Raw genomic sequence first — 14,354 nt, 5'->3', positions numbered from 1 at the left:
TGGGATGGGGTTACCGCTACTCAGTCCGACAGACTGACGACCACGGTACCGATTTCCGGATGACTGAAACTGCTGATATGGTCAAGGCGCAGGTCGCGCTGTTGGCCGTTCTGTTCGATGGTCAGATACTCAACGCGTTTCTTTTGCAGCAGGTCGATCGCCTTGGCCTCGATCACTTCTCCGTCGCGTAACTCCAGCTTCAGAATAAGTTTATGCTGACAGGCGAGTTCCAGGTTGTCGTAGTCATCGCAATTGATGGGTTGGTACTCATCATTCATCAACATAGTCGCTCACCAATAAGTTAGCGGCGGCAAAGGCCGCCTGTTCCCTAACGGAGGACGGTAGCGCGTCGTTCGCTGCGACATCGTCCAATGCCTTTAACGCACAAGCCAGCGCATCAGGCACGTAGCCAAGATCTCCACTGCCAATCTCGGCGTAAGTACGGCGTACTAACTCACAGTATTGTTGCACAGTTTCCTCCCTTAAGAACCTCTGCATCATCAAGACCGCTCTCGCGATGAGGCGCAGGCTCTCGGAGTTTTATCCTATCCTAGACGACTATAGCACAGCTGTTATGGAGTTATCAGCACCCTGGCACGCCTTTCGCACTGCCGCGGCCTGGCCGCGCTGGCGGGGTTTGGCCCTGATCAAGTACACTGTCGCCGGATAATAACGAGGTCACCCATGGCGCTGAAAGCAACCATTTATAAAGCCGCGGTCAATATTGCTGATATGGATCGTCACTTCTACCACGACGCCACGCTGACGCTGGCGCAACACCCGTCCGAAAACGAGCAGCGCATGATGCTGCGCTTGCTGGCCTGGATCTGCCATGCGGACGAACGGCTGGTGTTCACCAAAGGGCTGAGCGCCGACGACGAGCCGGAGATCTGGCAGCGCAACGACCACAATGGGCTGGAAATGTGGATCGAGATGGGATTGCCCGACGAGAAGCGCATTCGCAAGGCCTGCAACCAGTCGCCGCGCGTGGTGCTGTACGCTTACGGCGAGCGCGCCGCGCACGTATGGTGGCAGGGAATGCAGGGCAAGGTGGCCGGCCACAAGAACCTGAGCGTGCGTTTTCTCGACGACGAACAGCTGGCGCGCCTGACGGCATTGGCCAGCCGCACCATGACGCTGCAGGCGACGTTGCAAGAGGGAACTATTTGGCTGTCCGATGCTCAGAATAGTCTGGAAATCCAGTTTGCCGAGTGGCAGCAGGCACAGGTGTGACCGGTGCTGGAACTGTCAAGAAACGTAGCCATACCGGATAATGAGTTGGAATTGACGGCGATCCGCGCGCAGGGCGCGGGCGGCCAGCACGTGAACAAAACCTCAACGGCGATCCATTTGCGCTTTGACATCCGGGCATCCAGCCTGCCAGAGTATTATAAGGAACGGCTGCTGGCGCTGAATCATCATCTTATTACCGCTGATGGCGTGGTGATTATCAAGGCGCAAGAGTATCGCAGCCAGGAATTGAATCGCGAAGCGGCGTTGGCCAGGCTGGCCGCGCTGATTCGGCAGGCGATGGTGGTGGAAAAAACCCGCAAGGCGACCAAGCCCACGAAAGGGGCCAAACTGCGTCGCCTGGAAGGCAAGGCGCGTAAAGGCGCCACCAAGGCGCTGCGTGGCAAGGTTCGCACTTAGGAATACATGAACACAGTAGGAGAATAACTGTGAAAAAAATTACGGTAGCCCTGTTCCTCGCGGCAGGCGCACTCTCGTTGTTGGGATGCAACAATCATTATCAACCGAAGGAACAACCGCTGCAGCCGATGCCGCAGAGCTATCAAGGGGTGTTGCCTTGCGCCGATTGCGGCGGTCTGGATACGGCGCTGTTCCTGGATGAGGACGGCACCTTCGTGCTGCAGGAAACCTATCGCGGCACCAAAGACGGCGATCAGACCTTTGCCGATTACGGTAAATGGGCGCGCACGGCGGATAAACTGGTGCTGACCGACAGCAACGGCGAAAAACGCTACTTCCGCCCGGTGGGCAAGAGCCTGGAAATGCTGGATCGCAGCGGCGTGCCGATCGAGTCCAAACTGAATTACCGCCTGGATCCGGTTGAGAAGCCGTTGCCTAAAACGCCGATGACGTTGAAAGGCAGCTACACCTATATGGCGGACGCGGCCGTCTTCAAGGACTGCGCGACCGGCAAAACCTTCCCGGTGGACAACAACATCGCGCTGGAGCAAGGTTACGCCAAAGCATACAAGACCGCCGGTGAGCCGGTATTCCTGACGTTCAGCGCGCACTTCAGCGTGCAGCCGTCGATGGAGGAAGGTCTGACCGAAAAGGCGCTGGTGCCGGACGGCAAAATCGCGTTCGACCGCAGCAAGAACTGCAGCAGCAAATAAGCGATTTCGGATATAAAAAAACCCGCCTGAGCGGGTTTTTTATTTTCTGACGTTCGTCGCTTAGCGTTTGATCTGGCCCAGCAGGAAATCAACGATTTCGCCGGTTTTGATCATTTGCTTCTCGCCGACGCGGCGGTTCTTGTACTCGATCTCTTCGTTGTCGAGGTTGCGGTCGCCGATAACGATAGAGTGCGGCACGCCGATCAGCTCCATATCTGCGAACATCACGCCCGGGCGCTCTTTGCGGTCATCGAGGATCACGTCGATGCCGTGGGAACGGAGGGTGTTGTACAGCTCTTCGGCCAGCGCCTGCACGCGGAACGACTTGTGCATATTCATCGGCAGGATCGCTACCTGGAACGGCGCGATGGCGTCCGGCCAGATGATGCCGCGTTCGTCATGGTTCTGCTCGATGGCAGCGGCCACGACGCGCGTGACCCCGATGCCGTAGCAACCCATGGTCAGCACCTGATTACGGCCATCTTCGCCCTGCACGGTCGCTTTCATCGCTTCCGAGTACTTGGTGCCGAGCTGGAAGATATGGCCCACTTCGATGCCGCGTTTGATCAGCAGCGTGCCCTGACCGTCCGGGCTGGCGTCGCCTTCCACCACGTTACGGATATCGGCCACCTGCGGCAGCGGCAAATCGCGCTCCCAGTTGATGCCGAAGTAGTGTTTGCCGTCAACGTTGGCACCGGCGCCAAAGTCGCTCATCGCCGCTACGCTGCGGTCAGCAACCACCGGCATCGGCAGGTTGACCGGGCCGAGTGAACCCGGGCCGGCGCCGACGATGGCGCGAATTTCTTCTTCGGTGGCGAAGGTCAGCGGCGCGGCAACCTGTGCCAGCTTCTCGGCCTTGACTTCGTTCAGCTCGTGATCGCCGCGCACCAGCAGGGCAACCAGCTTGTGGCCGCTCTCTTCGGTGGCGCGCACCATCAGCGTCTTCACGGTTTTTTCCACCGGCAGCCGGAACTGCTCGACCAGTTCAACGATGGTTTTGGCGTTCGGCGTATCCACCAGGCGCAGCGCTTCGCTGGCCGCGGCGCGCGGCTCTGCCGGCGCGACCGCTTCTGCCAGCTCGATGTTGGCGGCGAAATCGGAACCGGTGGAGAACACGATATCGTCTTCACCGCTGTCTGCCAGCACCTGGAATTCGTGCGAGGCGCTGCCGCCGATCGAGCCGGTATCGGCCTGCACCGGGCGGAAATCCAGGCCCATGCGGCTGAAGATTTTGCTGTACGCTTCGTACATCGCGTCGTAAGTCTCCTGCAGAGACTCCTGTGAGGTATGGAAGGAGTAGGAATCCTTCATCAGGAACTCACGGGAACGCATCACGCCGAAACGCGGGCGCACTTCATCACGGAACTTGGTCTGGATCTGGAAGAAGTTCAGCGGCAGCTGTTTGTACGAGCTGATCTCGTTGCGGATCAGATCGGTGATCACTTCTTCATGCGTCGGGCCCAGCACGAACGGACGATCGCCGCGATCGACGAAACGCAGCAGCTCGGGGCCGTATTGCTCCCAACGGCCGCTTTCCTGCCACAGGTCGGCAGGCTGAACCACCGGCATAGACACTTCGATCGCGTTAGCATTGTTCATTTCTTCGCGAACGATGTTTTCAACCTTTTTCAGAACGCGCAGGCCGGTCGGCAGCCAGGTGTAAAGACCGGAGGCCAGCTTGCGGATCATCCCGGCGCGCAGCATCAGCTGGTGGCTGATCACTTCGGCGTCGGCAGGTGTCTCCTTCAGTGTGGAGAGCAGATATTGGCTAGTACGCATGGTGTTTTGGTTCCGTTAGAACTGCAAATTGCATCGGGCTGCCAGAGTGGCGGCCAAAAGTGACAAAAGTGGTTTAGTTTACCAGCGCGAGCGGGTCGCCAAAAGAGAGGCGGCGGAATTTTAACGCGGGTCGAGCGCCAACACTTCGGTATGACCGTCCACGACGCGCCAGCGCACGTTGAAATCCAGCAGCCAGACGGCGTAATCCCGTTCGACGTCCTCTCCTTTACGATAGGCGGGACGGGGGTCTTGCGCCAGCACCTGGCTGATAAAACGCCTTAATTGCGGGTAACGCGCCTGATGTTGCTGCAGCTGCTGCTCGGCCTGCGGCGCGAAACGCACCGGCATATCGCCGGCGGGCGCGGCCTGGGCAAAGCCGGCGCGGGCCTGCGGCTGGCTCTCGGCGAACGGCAGATAAGGCTTGATGTCCACCACCGGGGTGCCGTCGACCAGATCGAGGCTGCCCAGCTCCAGCACCACGTCGCCGTTTTTTATCCGCACACCTTTCAGCTCAATGAGGGACATACCTAGCGGGTTGGGGCGGAAGGTGGAGCGGGTGGCGAACACGCCCATGCGGGCATTGCCGCCTAAACGCGGCGGTCGCACCGTCGGCCGCCAGCCGCCTTCCAGGGTTTGATGGAAAATGAACATCACCCACAGATGGCTGAAATCGCTGAGGCCGCGTACCGCCTCCGCCTGGTTGTAGGGCGGCAGCAGCAGCAGTTCGCCGCCACCGTCTTCGACCAGCCCCGGCTGGCGGGGAACGGCGAATTTTTCTTTATACGGCGAGCGGATCACGCCGATCTGCTCGAAAACGAATTCGGTCATTTGGACGAGACGTTAAGCGCCGAGCCCTGGCAGACGGCCTGCTGGTAACAACCGGCGACGCCGCTGACAATCTGGCAGTCGTGCAGCAGCACGGCGTTGGCCTTCATGTAAGACGCGCGGATTTGCATGCGCTTACGGGCGGTGGCCAGATTCGGTGGGGAGTCTTGTACGGTGGTTTGGCACGATTCGCCGGACACTTCACCCAGATCGCGGAACGGTTTGCCCACGAGCTCTTCTGCACTTTTGTACAGTTTTACCGGAGCAGGGCGGGCGGCCGGCGTGGCCTTGGCCGGGCTGGTGGTGGTCGGCTTGCTGGTGCTGTTTGTTGAGGACGGCGCGATACGTTGCGATGAACATCCGGCCAGCGCGAGCGCTAACAAACAGAGAGGTAAAACACGCATTGAGATTCCTCTGCCTTAATGAAAGTGGCGCTATTGAAGCAATCTATGGCGGAAATAACAAGACGGGCCTTGGCCCGTCTTGCAATTATAGGAATAAAATTGGCGAATAAGCGCTTACCAGCCTTTCACCGCACCGCCGTTGAAGATTTTGTTGGCGGCGGCGTCAACTTCGTCAGACTGATAGGCCTGCACGAATTTCTTCACGTTTTCCGCATCTTTGTTATCTTCGCGCGCAACCAGCAGGTTGACGTAAGGCGAGTCTTTATCTTCCACGAACAGACCGTCTTTCGCCGGCGTCAGGCCGATCTGGCTGGCGTAGGTGGTGTTGATCACTGCCAGCGCGATCTGCTGATCGTCCAGGGAACGTGGCAGCTGAGGCGCTTCCAGCTCAACCAGCTTCAGGTTTTTCGAGTTCTCGGTCACGTCCAGCACGGTTGGCAGCAGGCCAACGCCGTCTTTCAGTTTGATCAGGCCGACTTTCTGCAGCAGCAGCAGCGAACGGCCCAGGTTGGTCGGATCGTTAGGCAGTGCGATCTGAGAGCCGTCTTTCAGCTCGTCCAGCGATTTGATTTTCTTGGAGTAACCGGCAATCGGGTAAACAAAGGTGCTGCCGACCGGCACCAGCTTGTAGCCGCGATCTTTGATTTGCTGATCCAGGTATGGCTTGTGCTGGAAGGCGTTCAGATCGATATCGCCTTTGCTCAGCGCTTCGTTAGGCAACACGTAGTCGTTGAAGGTCACCAGTTCAACGTCCAGACCGTATTTCTCTTTCGCCACTTTCTGAGCGACTTCAGCCACTTGCTGCTCAGCGCCGACGATCACGCCGACCTTGATGTGGTTTGGATTCTTTTCATCCTGGCCGCAGCCCGCCAGAGCCAGAGTACCGATCAGTGCGCCAATTGCCGCGATGGATTTAAATTTTAACGACATATCCCTTCCTCATTAGACTCGCATTAACATGCTGTGAAACTATTTATGGGTAACGGCTTTGACGATGCGATCGCCGCAGAACTGGATCAGATAAACCAAAACTACCAGTAATACTAATACGGTATTCATCACTGTGGCGTTATAACCGATATAACCGTATTGGTAACCGATTTGTCCCAGACCACCGGCGCCGACCGCGCCGCCCATGGCGGAGTAGCCTACCAGGGTGATCAGCGTGATGGTTGCGGCGTTGACCAGGCCCGGCAGGGCTTCCGGCAGCAACACTTTCTTGATGATCTGCATCGGCGTGGCGCCCATGGCGCGCGCCGCTTCCACCAGACCGGACGGGATCTCCAGCAGGGCGTTTTCCACCATGCGCGCGATGAACGGTGCGGCGCCCACGGTCAACGGCACGATGGCCGCCTGCAGACCGATAGAGGTGCCGACGATCATGCGGGTAAACGGAATCATCCAAACCAGCAGGATAATGAACGGGATGGAACGGAAGATGTTCACCAGCCCGGACAGGATTTTATACAGCGAGTTATTGGCGATGATCTGCCCCGGGCGGGTGACATACAGCAGCACGCCGACTGGCAGGCCGAGCACGAAACCGAAGAAGCCGGAGACAAAGGTCATCATGACGGTTTCCCACACGCCACGCGCCATCAACCACATCATTGCCTCAGACATAACCCAGAACCTCTACTTTTACCTGATTTTCTTGCAGGAACTTAATCGTCGCCAGCGCGTCTTCGTCGCTGCCGTGCAGCTCCGCCAGCATCACGCCGAATTTCACGCCGCCGGCATAATCCATCTGGGCGCTGATAATGTTGTTGTTCACGTTGAAGCGGCGAGCGGCTTCAGACAGCAGCGGCGCATCGACCGACTGGCCGGTGAATTCCAGGCGCAGCAGCGGCTGGCGGTCGCCCTGACGTTCCGGCGACAGGCGTGCGGCGTAGTCGTCCGGAATATCCAGATGCAGCGTGGACTGAATGAACTGTTGGGCCAGCGGGGTTTTCGGGTGCGAGAACACTTCGCTGACGCTGTCTTTTTCGATCAACTGCCCCTGGCTGATGACCGCGACCTGGTCGCAGATGCGTTTCACCACGTCCATTTCGTGGGTGATGAGTAGAATGGTCAGGCCCAGACGGCGGTTGATGTCTTTCAGCAGTTCCAGGATGGAACGGGTGGTGGCCGGATCCAACGCGCTGGTGGCTTCGTCGCACAGCAGCACTTTGGGATTGCTGGCCAGCGCACGGGCGATCGCCACGCGCTGTTTCTGGCCGCCGGACAGGTTGGCCGGGTAGGCGTCGTGCTTGTCCGCCAGGCCGACCAGCTCCAGCAGTTCGGTCACGCGCTTTTTGATCTCGGCGCGCGGCGTATTGTCCAGCTCCAGCGGCAGCGCCACGTTGCCGAACACCGTGCGGGAAGAGAGCAGATTGAAGTGCTGGAAGATCATGCCGATTTGGCGACGGGCGCGCGTCAGTTCGCTTTCAGACAGCGAGGTCAGATCCTGACCATCGACCAGGACCTGGCCGGACGTTGGGCGCTCCAGCATGTTGGCGCAGCGGATCAGCGTGCTTTTGCCGGCACCGGAAGACCCGATAACGCCATAGATTTGCCCTGCAGGGACGTGAAGGGTCACGTCAGAGAGCGCGGTAATAGTGCGCGAACCCTGCTGGAACACTTTAGTGATGTTAGAAAGTTTAATCATATTCTTCTTATTTTAGCGTGGTTGCCCGTGGCTAGATAAAAGTAAACCTCGGCGCGGAACCAAGGTATGGATCAGATGTTAAGGCGTCTAGACGTCTAAGTCAACGGCCAACGACGTTCTCCGGCGTTCTCAGTGCGGGGTAAAACATGCGATACTGTCAGCGTATACAGGCCCTCAGGAGCAAAGCGGTGACACAAAGCGTTCCAGCAATTTTTCTCGATCGTGACGGTACGATTAACGTTGACCATGGCTATGTCCATGAAATCGACAACTTCCACTTTATTGACGGCGTGATTGACGCCTGTCGCGAACTCAAAAAGATGGGCTTCGCGTTGGTGATGGTGACCAACCAGTCCGGCATTGCGCGCGGCAAGTTCAGCGAAGACCAATTTATGTACCTGACCGAGTGGATGGACTGGTCGCTGGCCGATCGCGACGTCGACTTCGACGGCATCTATTTCTGCCCGCATCATCCGGAGGCAGCAATAGAAGAGTATCGTCAGGTGTGTGACTGCCGCAAACCGCAGCCGGGTATGCTGCTGCAAGCGCAGCAGGAATTGAACATCGATATGGCCGCTTCTTATATGGTGGGCGATAAACCGGAAGATATGCAGGCGGCGATCGCGGCCGGCGTTGGCACCAAGGTGTTGGTGCGCACCGGCAAGCCGGTGACCGAGCAGGGCGAACAGCTGGCCGATTGGGTGCTAAATAGCCTGGCGGACCTGCCGGCAGCCATCAAAAAGCGGGTTTAATAGGCGTTACGAATGAATAGTGAGCGGTCAGATAAAAAATGCATATTATCGCTTGTCATTCTGAACCGGCTCCCTATAATGCGCCTCCATCGACACGGAACATGTGAACAACTTCACAGAGTATCCGGGGGTCGCAGAGAAAAAATCCTGAAAATTAGGGTTGACTCTGAAAGAGGAAAGCGTAATATACGCCACCTCGAGTTAGCAAGCGAAAGCGCCTAACTCACTGCTCTTTAACAATTTATCAGACAATCTGTGTGGGCACTCCACAAGACGATATCCAGCATCTTCGGATGCAAAAAAATATCAAGTCTTGAAGAGTGACTAACTGAAGTAAAATTCATGCAGTAAATCTTTGAGCATCGCTTCTCGAGTGGAAGCAAATCAAGCTTTTAATTGAAGAGTTTGATCATGGCTCAGATTGAACGCTGGCGGCAGGCTTAACACATGCAAGTCGAGCGGTAGCACGGGGGAGCTTGCTCCCTGGGTGACGAGCGGCGGACGGGTGAGTAATGTCTGGGAAACTGCCTGATGGAGGGGGATAACTACTGGAAACGGTAGCTAATACCGCATAACGTCGCAAGACCAAAGAGGGGGACCTTCGGGCCTCTTGCCATCAGATGTGCCCAGATGGGATTAGCTAGTAGGTGGGGTAATGGCTCACCTAGGCGACGATCCCTAGCTGGTCTGAGAGGATGACCAGCCACACTGGAACTGAGACACGGTCCAGACTCCTACGGGAGGCAGCAGTGGGGAATATTGCACAATGGGCGCAAGCCTGATGCAGCCATGCCGCGTGTGTGAAGAAGGCCTTCGGGTTGTAAAGCACTTTCAGCGAGGAGGAAGGTGGTGAACTTAATACGTTCACCAATTGACGTTACTCGCAGAAGAAGCACCGGCTAACTCCGTGCCAGCAGCCGCGGTAATACGGAGGGTGCAAGCGTTAATCGGAATTACTGGGCGTAAAGCGCACGCAGGCGGTTTGTTAAGTCAGATGTGAAATCCCCGGGCTCAACCTGGGAACTGCATTTGAAACTGGCAAGCTAGAGTCTCGTAGAGGGGGGTAGAATTCCAGGTGTAGCGGTGAAATGCGTAGAGATCTGGAGGAATACCGGTGGCGAAGGCGGCCCCCTGGACGAAGACTGACGCTCAGGTGCGAAAGCGTGGGGAGCAAACAGGATTAGATACCCTGGTAGTCCACGCTGTAAACGATGTCGATTTGGAGGTTGTGCCCTTGAGGCGTGGCTTCCGGAGCTAACGCGTTAAATCGACCGCCTGGGGAGTACGGCCGCAAGGTTAAAACTCAAATGAATTGACGGGGGCCCGCACAAGCGGTGGAGCATGTGGTTTAATTCGATGCAACGCGAAGAACCTTACCTACTCTTGACATCCAGAGAACTTTCCAGAGATGGATTGGTGCCTTCGGGAACTCTGAGACAGGTGCTGCATGGCTGTCGTCAGCTCGTGTTGTGAAATGTTGGGTTAAGTCCCGCAACGAGCGCAACCCTTATCCTTTGTTGCCAGCGGTTCGGCCGGGAACTCAAAGGAGACTGCCAGTGATAAACTGGAGGAAGGTGGGGATGACGTCAAGTCATCATGGCCCTTACGAGTAGGGCTACACACGTGCTACAATGGCATATACAAAGAGAAGCGACCTCGCGAGAGCAAGCGGACCTCATAAAGTATGTCGTAGTCCGGATTGGAGTCTGCAACTCGACTCCATGAAGTCGGAATCGCTAGTAATCGTAGATCAGAATGCTACGGTGAATACGTTCCCGGGCCTTGTACACACCGCCCGTCACACCATGGGAGTGGGTTGCAAAAGAAGTAGGTAGCTTAACCTTCGGGAGGGCGCTTACCACTTTGTGATTCATGACTGGGGTGAAGTCGTAACAAGGTAACCGTAGGGGAACCTGCGGTTGGATCACCTCCTTACCTAAAGATATTAGTTCGAGTGGCGTGCTCACACAGATTGTCTGATAGAAAGTAACGAGCAGAAATACCTTTATAGGCTTGTAGCTCAGGTGGTTAGAGCGCACCCCTGATAAGGGTGAGGTCGGTGGTTCAAGTCCACTCAGGCCTACCACTTCTCGGAAGTGGAAAAGGTACTGCGCGTGACTGTATGGGGCTATAGCTCAGCTGGGAGAGCGCCTGCCTTGCACGCAGGAGGTCAGCGGTTCGATCCCGCTTAGCTCCACCATATAGTCCGGTATTTCAATACTTCAGAGTATATTGGCGACAGTATGCTGCGAAGTATTTTGCTCTTTAACAATCTGGAACAAGCTGAAAATTGAAACATGACGGCTGAAATTTATCCCTCCGTAGAAGTACTGGGGTAAAGAGTAACCTGTCATAGAGTCTCTCAAATGTTTGCAGCACGAACGATGGAAACATCTTCGGGTTGTGAGGTTAAGTGACTAAGCGTACACGGTGGATGCCTAGGCAGTCAGAGGCGATGAAGGGCGTGCTAATCTGCGAAAAGCGTCGGTAAGGTGATATGAACCGTTACAACCGGCGATACCCGAATGGGGAAACCCAGTGTGTTTCGACACACTATCATGTCATGAATACATAGTGGCATGAGGCGAACCGGGGGAACTGAAACATCTAAGTACCCCGAGGAAAAGAAATCAACCGAGATTCCCCCAGTAGCGGCGAGCGAACGGGGAGGAGCCCAGAACCTGAATCGGCTTGTGTGTTAGTGGAAGCGTCTGGAAAGTCGCGCAGCAAAGGGTGATAGCCCCGTACACTAAAATGCACAGGTCGTGAGTTCGATGAGTAGGGCGGGACACGTGACATCCTGTCTGAATATGGGGGGACCATCCTCCAAGGCTAAATACTCCTGACTGACCGATAGTGAACCAGTACCGTGAGGGAAAGGCGAAAAGAACCCCGGCGAGGGGAGTGAAATAGAACCTGAAACCGTGTACGTACAAGCAGTGGGAGCACCTTCGTGGTGTGACTGCGTACCTTTTGTATAATGGGTCAGCGACTTATATTTTGTAGCAAGGTTAACCGTATAGGGGAGCCGTAGGGAAACCGAGTCTTAACTGGGCGAATAGTTGCAAGGTATAGACCCGAAACCCGGTGATCTAGCCATGGGCAGGTTGAAGGTTGGGTAACACTAACTGGAGGACCGAACCGACTAATGTTGAAAAATTAGCGGATGACTTGTGGCTGGGGGTGAAAGGCCAATCAAACCGGGAGATAGCTGGTTCTCCCCGAAAGCTATTTAGGTAGCGCCTCGTGAACTCATCTTCGGGGGTAGAGCACTGTTTCGGCTAGGGGGCCATCCCGGCTTACCAAACCGATGCAAACTCCGAATACCGAAGAATGTTATCACGGGAGACACACGGCGGGTGCTAACGTCCGTCGTGAAGAGGGAAACAACCCAGACCGCCAGCTAAGGTCCCAAAGTCATGGTTAAGTGGGAAACGATGTGGGAAGGCATAGACAGCCAGGATGTTGGCTTAGAAGCAGCCATCATTTAAAGAAAGCGTAATAGCTCACTGGTCGAGTCGGCCTGCGCGGAAGATGTAACGGGGCTAAACCATGCACCGAAGCTGCGGCAGCGACGCTTAGCGTTGTTGGGTAGGGGAGCGTTCTGTAAGCCGTTGAAGGTGGCCTGTGAGGGTTGCTGGAGGTATCAGAAGTGCGAATGCTGACATAAGTAACGATAAAGCGGGTGAAAAGCCCGCTCGCCGGAAGACCAAGGGTTCCTGTCCAACGTTAATCGGGGCAGGGTGAGTCGACCCCTAAGGCGAGGCTGAAAAGCGTAGTCGATGGGAAACAGGTTAATATTCCTGTACTTGGTGTTACTGCGAAGGGGGGACGGAGAAGGCTAGGCTAGCCGGGCGACGGTTGTCCCGGTTTAAGCGTGTAGGGGGTGTGACCTGGTAAATCCGGTTACATATCAACCCTGAGGCGTGATGACGATGCACTACGGTGCAGAAGTAGTTGATGCCCTGCTTCCAGGAAAAGCCTCTAAGCTCCAGGTAACATTGAATCGTACCCCAAACCGACACAGGTGGTCAGGTAGAGAATACCAAGGCGCTTGAGAGAACTCGGGTGAAGGAACTAGGCAAAATGGTGCCGTAACTTCGGGAGAAGGCACGCTGGCATGTAGGTGAAGTCCTTCGCGGATGGAGCTGAAGCCAGTCGAAGATACCAGCTGGCTGCAACTGTTTAATAAAAACACAGCACTGTGCAAACACGAAAGTGGACGTATACGGTGTGACGCCTGCCCGGTGCTGGAAGGTTAATTGATGGGGTCAGCCGCAAGGCGAAGCTCTTGATCGAAGCCCCAGTAAACGGCGGCCGTAACTATAACGGTCCTAAGGTAGCGAAATTCCTTGTCGGGTAAGTTCCGACCTGCACGAATGGCGTAATGATGGCCAGGCTGTCTCCACCCGAGACTCAGTGAAATTGAACTCGCTGTGAAGATGCAGTGTACCCGCGGCAAGACGGAAAGACCCCGTGAACCTTTACTATAGCTTGACACTGAACATTGAGCCTTGATGTGTAGGATAGGTGGGAGGCTTTGAAGCGTGGACGCCAGTCTGCGTGGAGCCATCCTTGAAATACCACCCTTTAATGTTTGATGTTCTAACTCGGCCCCATAATCTGGGGTGAGGACAGTGTCTGGTGGGTAGTTTGACTGGGGCGGTCTCCTCCCAAAGAGTAACGGAGGAGCACGAAGGTTAGCTAATCACGGTCGGACATCGTGAGGTTAGTGCAAAGGCATAAGCTAGCTTGACTGCGAGAGTGACGGCTCGAGCAGGTACGAAAGTAGGTCTTAGTGATCCGGTGGTTCTGAATGGAAGGGCCATCGCTCAACGGATAAAAGGTACTCCGGGGATAACAGGCTGATACCGCCCAAGAGTTCATATCGACGGCGGTGTTTGGCACCTCGATGTCGGCTCATCACATCCTGGGGCTGAAGTAGGTCCCAAGGGTATGGCTGTTCGCCATTTAAAGTGGTACGCGAGCTGGGTTTAGAACGTCGTGAGACAGTTCGGTCCCTATCTGCCGTGGGCGTTGGAAGATTGAGAGGGGTTGCTCCTAGTACGAGAGGACCGGAGTGAACGCACCACTGGTGTTCGGGTTGTCATGCCAATGGCATTGCCCGGTAGCTAAGTGCGGAAAAGATAAGCGCTGAAAGCATCTAAGCGCGAAACTTGCCTCAAGATGAGTCTTCCCTGGACCTTTAAGGTCCCTGAAGGAACGTTTAAGACTAAGACGTTGATAGGCTGGGTGTGTAAGTGCAGCGATGCATTGAGCTAACCAGTACTAATGATCCGTGAGGCTTAACCTTACAACACCGAAGGTGTTTTGGTGAGACCAAGACAATATTCAGCTTGTTTACAGATTGGTTCTGATGGCTTCAGGAGAGTGAAGCGGTTGGAATAAAACGAATTTGCCTGGCGGCAATAGCGCGGTGGTCCCACCTGACCCCATGCCGAACTCAGAAGTGAAACGCCGTAGCGCCGATGGTAGTGTGGGGTCTCCCCATGCGAGAGTAGGACACTGCCAGGCATCAAACCAAGCCGAAAGCCCTGAACGTCAGTTCAGGGCTTTTTGCTAT

Annotated in this window: 12 protein-coding genes, 2 tRNA genes and 3 rRNA genes; 9 read left to right on the top strand and 8 right to left on the bottom strand. The window is 55.8% G+C overall.

Annotation, left to right across the window (positions count from 1 at the left end; genetic code table 11):
* Positions 1-20: 20 nt before the first annotated feature.
* Both rof and C3F38_RS22220 read right to left on the bottom strand, forming a co-directional pair.
* On the bottom strand, positions 21-284 hold the full coding sequence (rof, locus tag C3F38_RS22225; protein ID WP_004931991.1) for a Rho-binding antiterminator: 264 nt from the start codon (positions 282-284) through the stop codon (positions 21-23).
* Complete coding sequence (locus tag C3F38_RS22220; RefSeq protein WP_004931993.1) at positions 271-471, bottom strand: YaeP family protein; 201 nt, start codon at positions 469-471, stop codon at positions 271-273. The genes rof and C3F38_RS22220 overlap by 14 nt, the downstream gene beginning before the upstream one ends.
* 213 nt (positions 472-684) lie before the next feature.
* Between C3F38_RS22220 and C3F38_RS22215 the strand changes: the two genes are divergently transcribed.
* Genes C3F38_RS22215 through nlpE form a run of 3 tightly spaced genes read left to right on the top strand, consistent with a single transcriptional unit; the run spans position 685 to position 2,363 of the window.
* Complete coding sequence (locus C3F38_RS22215; RefSeq protein WP_033649819.1) at positions 685-1,233, top strand: YaeQ family protein; 549 nt, start codon at positions 685-687, stop codon at positions 1,231-1,233.
* 3 nt (positions 1,234-1,236) lie between these two features.
* On the top strand, positions 1,237-1,650 hold the full coding sequence (gene arfB / locus C3F38_RS22210; RefSeq protein ID WP_028127523.1) for an alternative ribosome rescue aminoacyl-tRNA hydrolase ArfB: 414 nt from the start codon (positions 1,237-1,239) through the stop codon (positions 1,648-1,650).
* A 29-nt stretch (positions 1,651-1,679) separates the two neighbouring features.
* A complete protein-coding gene (gene nlpE / locus C3F38_RS22205) occupies positions 1,680-2,363 on the top strand; it encodes an envelope stress response activation lipoprotein NlpE (RefSeq protein WP_033649820.1) in 684 nt (227 codons plus the stop codon).
* Positions 2,364-2,423: 60 nt separating this feature from the next.
* Here the strand turns inward: nlpE and proS are convergent, their stop codons facing one another.
* The 6 genes from proS to metN form a co-directional block, all read right to left on the bottom strand.
* The gene (proS, locus tag C3F38_RS22200) at positions 2,424-4,142 is read right to left on the bottom strand and encodes a proline--tRNA ligase (protein ID WP_038874470.1); all 1,719 of its coding nucleotides are present in this window, start codon (positions 4,140-4,142) and stop codon (positions 2,424-2,426) included.
* Positions 4,143-4,262: 120 nt separating this feature from the next.
* Positions 4,263-4,970 carry a tRNA (N6-threonylcarbamoyladenosine(37)-N6)-methyltransferase TrmO gene (gene tsaA / locus C3F38_RS22195; RefSeq protein ID WP_038874472.1) on the bottom strand — a complete coding sequence of 236 codons (708 nt, stop codon included), beginning with the start codon at positions 4,968-4,970 and terminating at the stop codon, positions 4,263-4,265.
* On the bottom strand, positions 4,967-5,371 hold the full coding sequence (gene rcsF / locus C3F38_RS22190) for an Rcs stress response system protein RcsF (RefSeq protein ID WP_038874474.1): 405 nt from the start codon (positions 5,369-5,371) through the stop codon (positions 4,967-4,969). Before rcsF ends, tsaA begins: the two co-directional genes overlap by 4 nt.
* A 114-nt stretch (positions 5,372-5,485) precedes the next feature.
* Positions 5,486-6,301 carry a MetQ/NlpA family lipoprotein gene (locus C3F38_RS22185; protein ID WP_038874476.1) on the bottom strand — a complete coding sequence of 272 codons (816 nt, stop codon included), beginning with the start codon at positions 6,299-6,301 and terminating at the stop codon, positions 5,486-5,488.
* A 39-nt stretch (positions 6,302-6,340) separates the two neighbouring features.
* Entirely contained in the window at positions 6,341-6,994 is a 654-nt protein-coding gene (locus tag C3F38_RS22180; protein ID WP_004932010.1) for a methionine ABC transporter permease MetI, read from the bottom strand.
* Positions 6,987-8,018: a methionine ABC transporter ATP-binding protein MetN gene (gene metN / locus C3F38_RS22175; protein WP_004932012.1), complete on the bottom strand. Its 1,032-nt coding sequence runs from the start codon at positions 8,016-8,018 to the stop codon at positions 6,987-6,989. The genes C3F38_RS22180 and metN overlap by 8 nt, the downstream gene beginning before the upstream one ends.
* Positions 8,019-8,206: 188 nt before the next feature.
* On the opposite strand from metN, the gene gmhB reads away from it, so the two are divergent.
* The 6 genes from gmhB to rrf all read left to right on the top strand — a co-directional run bounded on the left by gmhB (position 8,207) and on the right by rrf (position 14,305).
* Complete coding sequence (gene gmhB / locus C3F38_RS22170; RefSeq protein ID WP_047729999.1) at positions 8,207-8,770, top strand: D-glycero-beta-D-manno-heptose 1,7-bisphosphate 7-phosphatase; 564 nt, start codon at positions 8,207-8,209, stop codon at positions 8,768-8,770.
* A 393-nt stretch (positions 8,771-9,163) separates the two neighbouring features.
* Positions 9,164-10,705 (top strand): 16S ribosomal RNA (locus C3F38_RS22165).
* A 74-nt stretch (positions 10,706-10,779) separates the two neighbouring features.
* A tRNA-Ile gene (locus tag C3F38_RS22160) sits at positions 10,780-10,856 on the top strand.
* Positions 10,857-10,894: 38 nt separating this feature from the next.
* Positions 10,895-10,970, top strand: a tRNA-Ala gene (locus C3F38_RS22155).
* Positions 10,971-11,177: 207 nt separating this feature from the next.
* Positions 11,178-14,084: ribosomal RNA gene (locus C3F38_RS22150) — 23S ribosomal RNA — on the top strand.
* Between the two features lie 105 nt (positions 14,085-14,189).
* A 5S ribosomal RNA gene (gene rrf / locus C3F38_RS22145) occupies positions 14,190-14,305 on the top strand.
* Together the 16S, 23S and 5S rRNA genes with 2 tRNA genes alongside form the textbook arrangement of a ribosomal RNA operon.
* Positions 14,306-14,354 lie beyond the last annotated feature (49 nt).

It is taken from the genome of Serratia sp. SSNIH1 (assembly GCF_002935055.1).
GTDB classification, from domain to species: domain Bacteria; phylum Pseudomonadota; class Gammaproteobacteria; order Enterobacterales; family Enterobacteriaceae; genus Serratia; species Serratia nevei.
Note: the sequence above shows the minus strand (reverse complement) of the source record. Positions and strands in the feature narration are given on the sequence as shown.

Excerpts from the sequence above, each read along its gene's own strand:
- rof (WP_004931991.1), bottom strand. The coding sequence starts at position 284 with ATGTTGATGAATGATGAGTACCAACCCATCAATTGCGATGACTACGAC.
- C3F38_RS22215 (WP_033649819.1), top strand. The coding sequence starts at position 685 with ATGGCGCTGAAAGCAACCATTTATAAAGCCGCGGTCAATATTGCTGAT.
- proS (WP_038874470.1), bottom strand. The coding sequence starts at position 4,142 with ATGCGTACTAGCCAATATCTGCTCTCCACACTGAAGGAGACACCTGCC.
- tsaA (WP_038874472.1), bottom strand. The coding sequence starts at position 4,970 with ATGACCGAATTCGTTTTCGAGCAGATCGGCGTGATCCGCTCGCCGTAT.
- rcsF (WP_038874474.1), bottom strand. The coding sequence starts at position 5,371 with ATGCGTGTTTTACCTCTCTGTTTGTTAGCGCTCGCGCTGGCCGGATGT.
- C3F38_RS22185 (WP_038874476.1), bottom strand. The coding sequence starts at position 6,301 with ATGTCGTTAAAATTTAAATCCATCGCGGCAATTGGCGCACTGATCGGT.
- C3F38_RS22180 (WP_004932010.1), bottom strand. The coding sequence starts at position 6,994 with ATGTCTGAGGCAATGATGTGGTTGATGGCGCGTGGCGTGTGGGAAACC.
- metN (WP_004932012.1), bottom strand. The coding sequence starts at position 8,018 with ATGATTAAACTTTCTAACATCACTAAAGTGTTCCAGCAGGGTTCGCGC.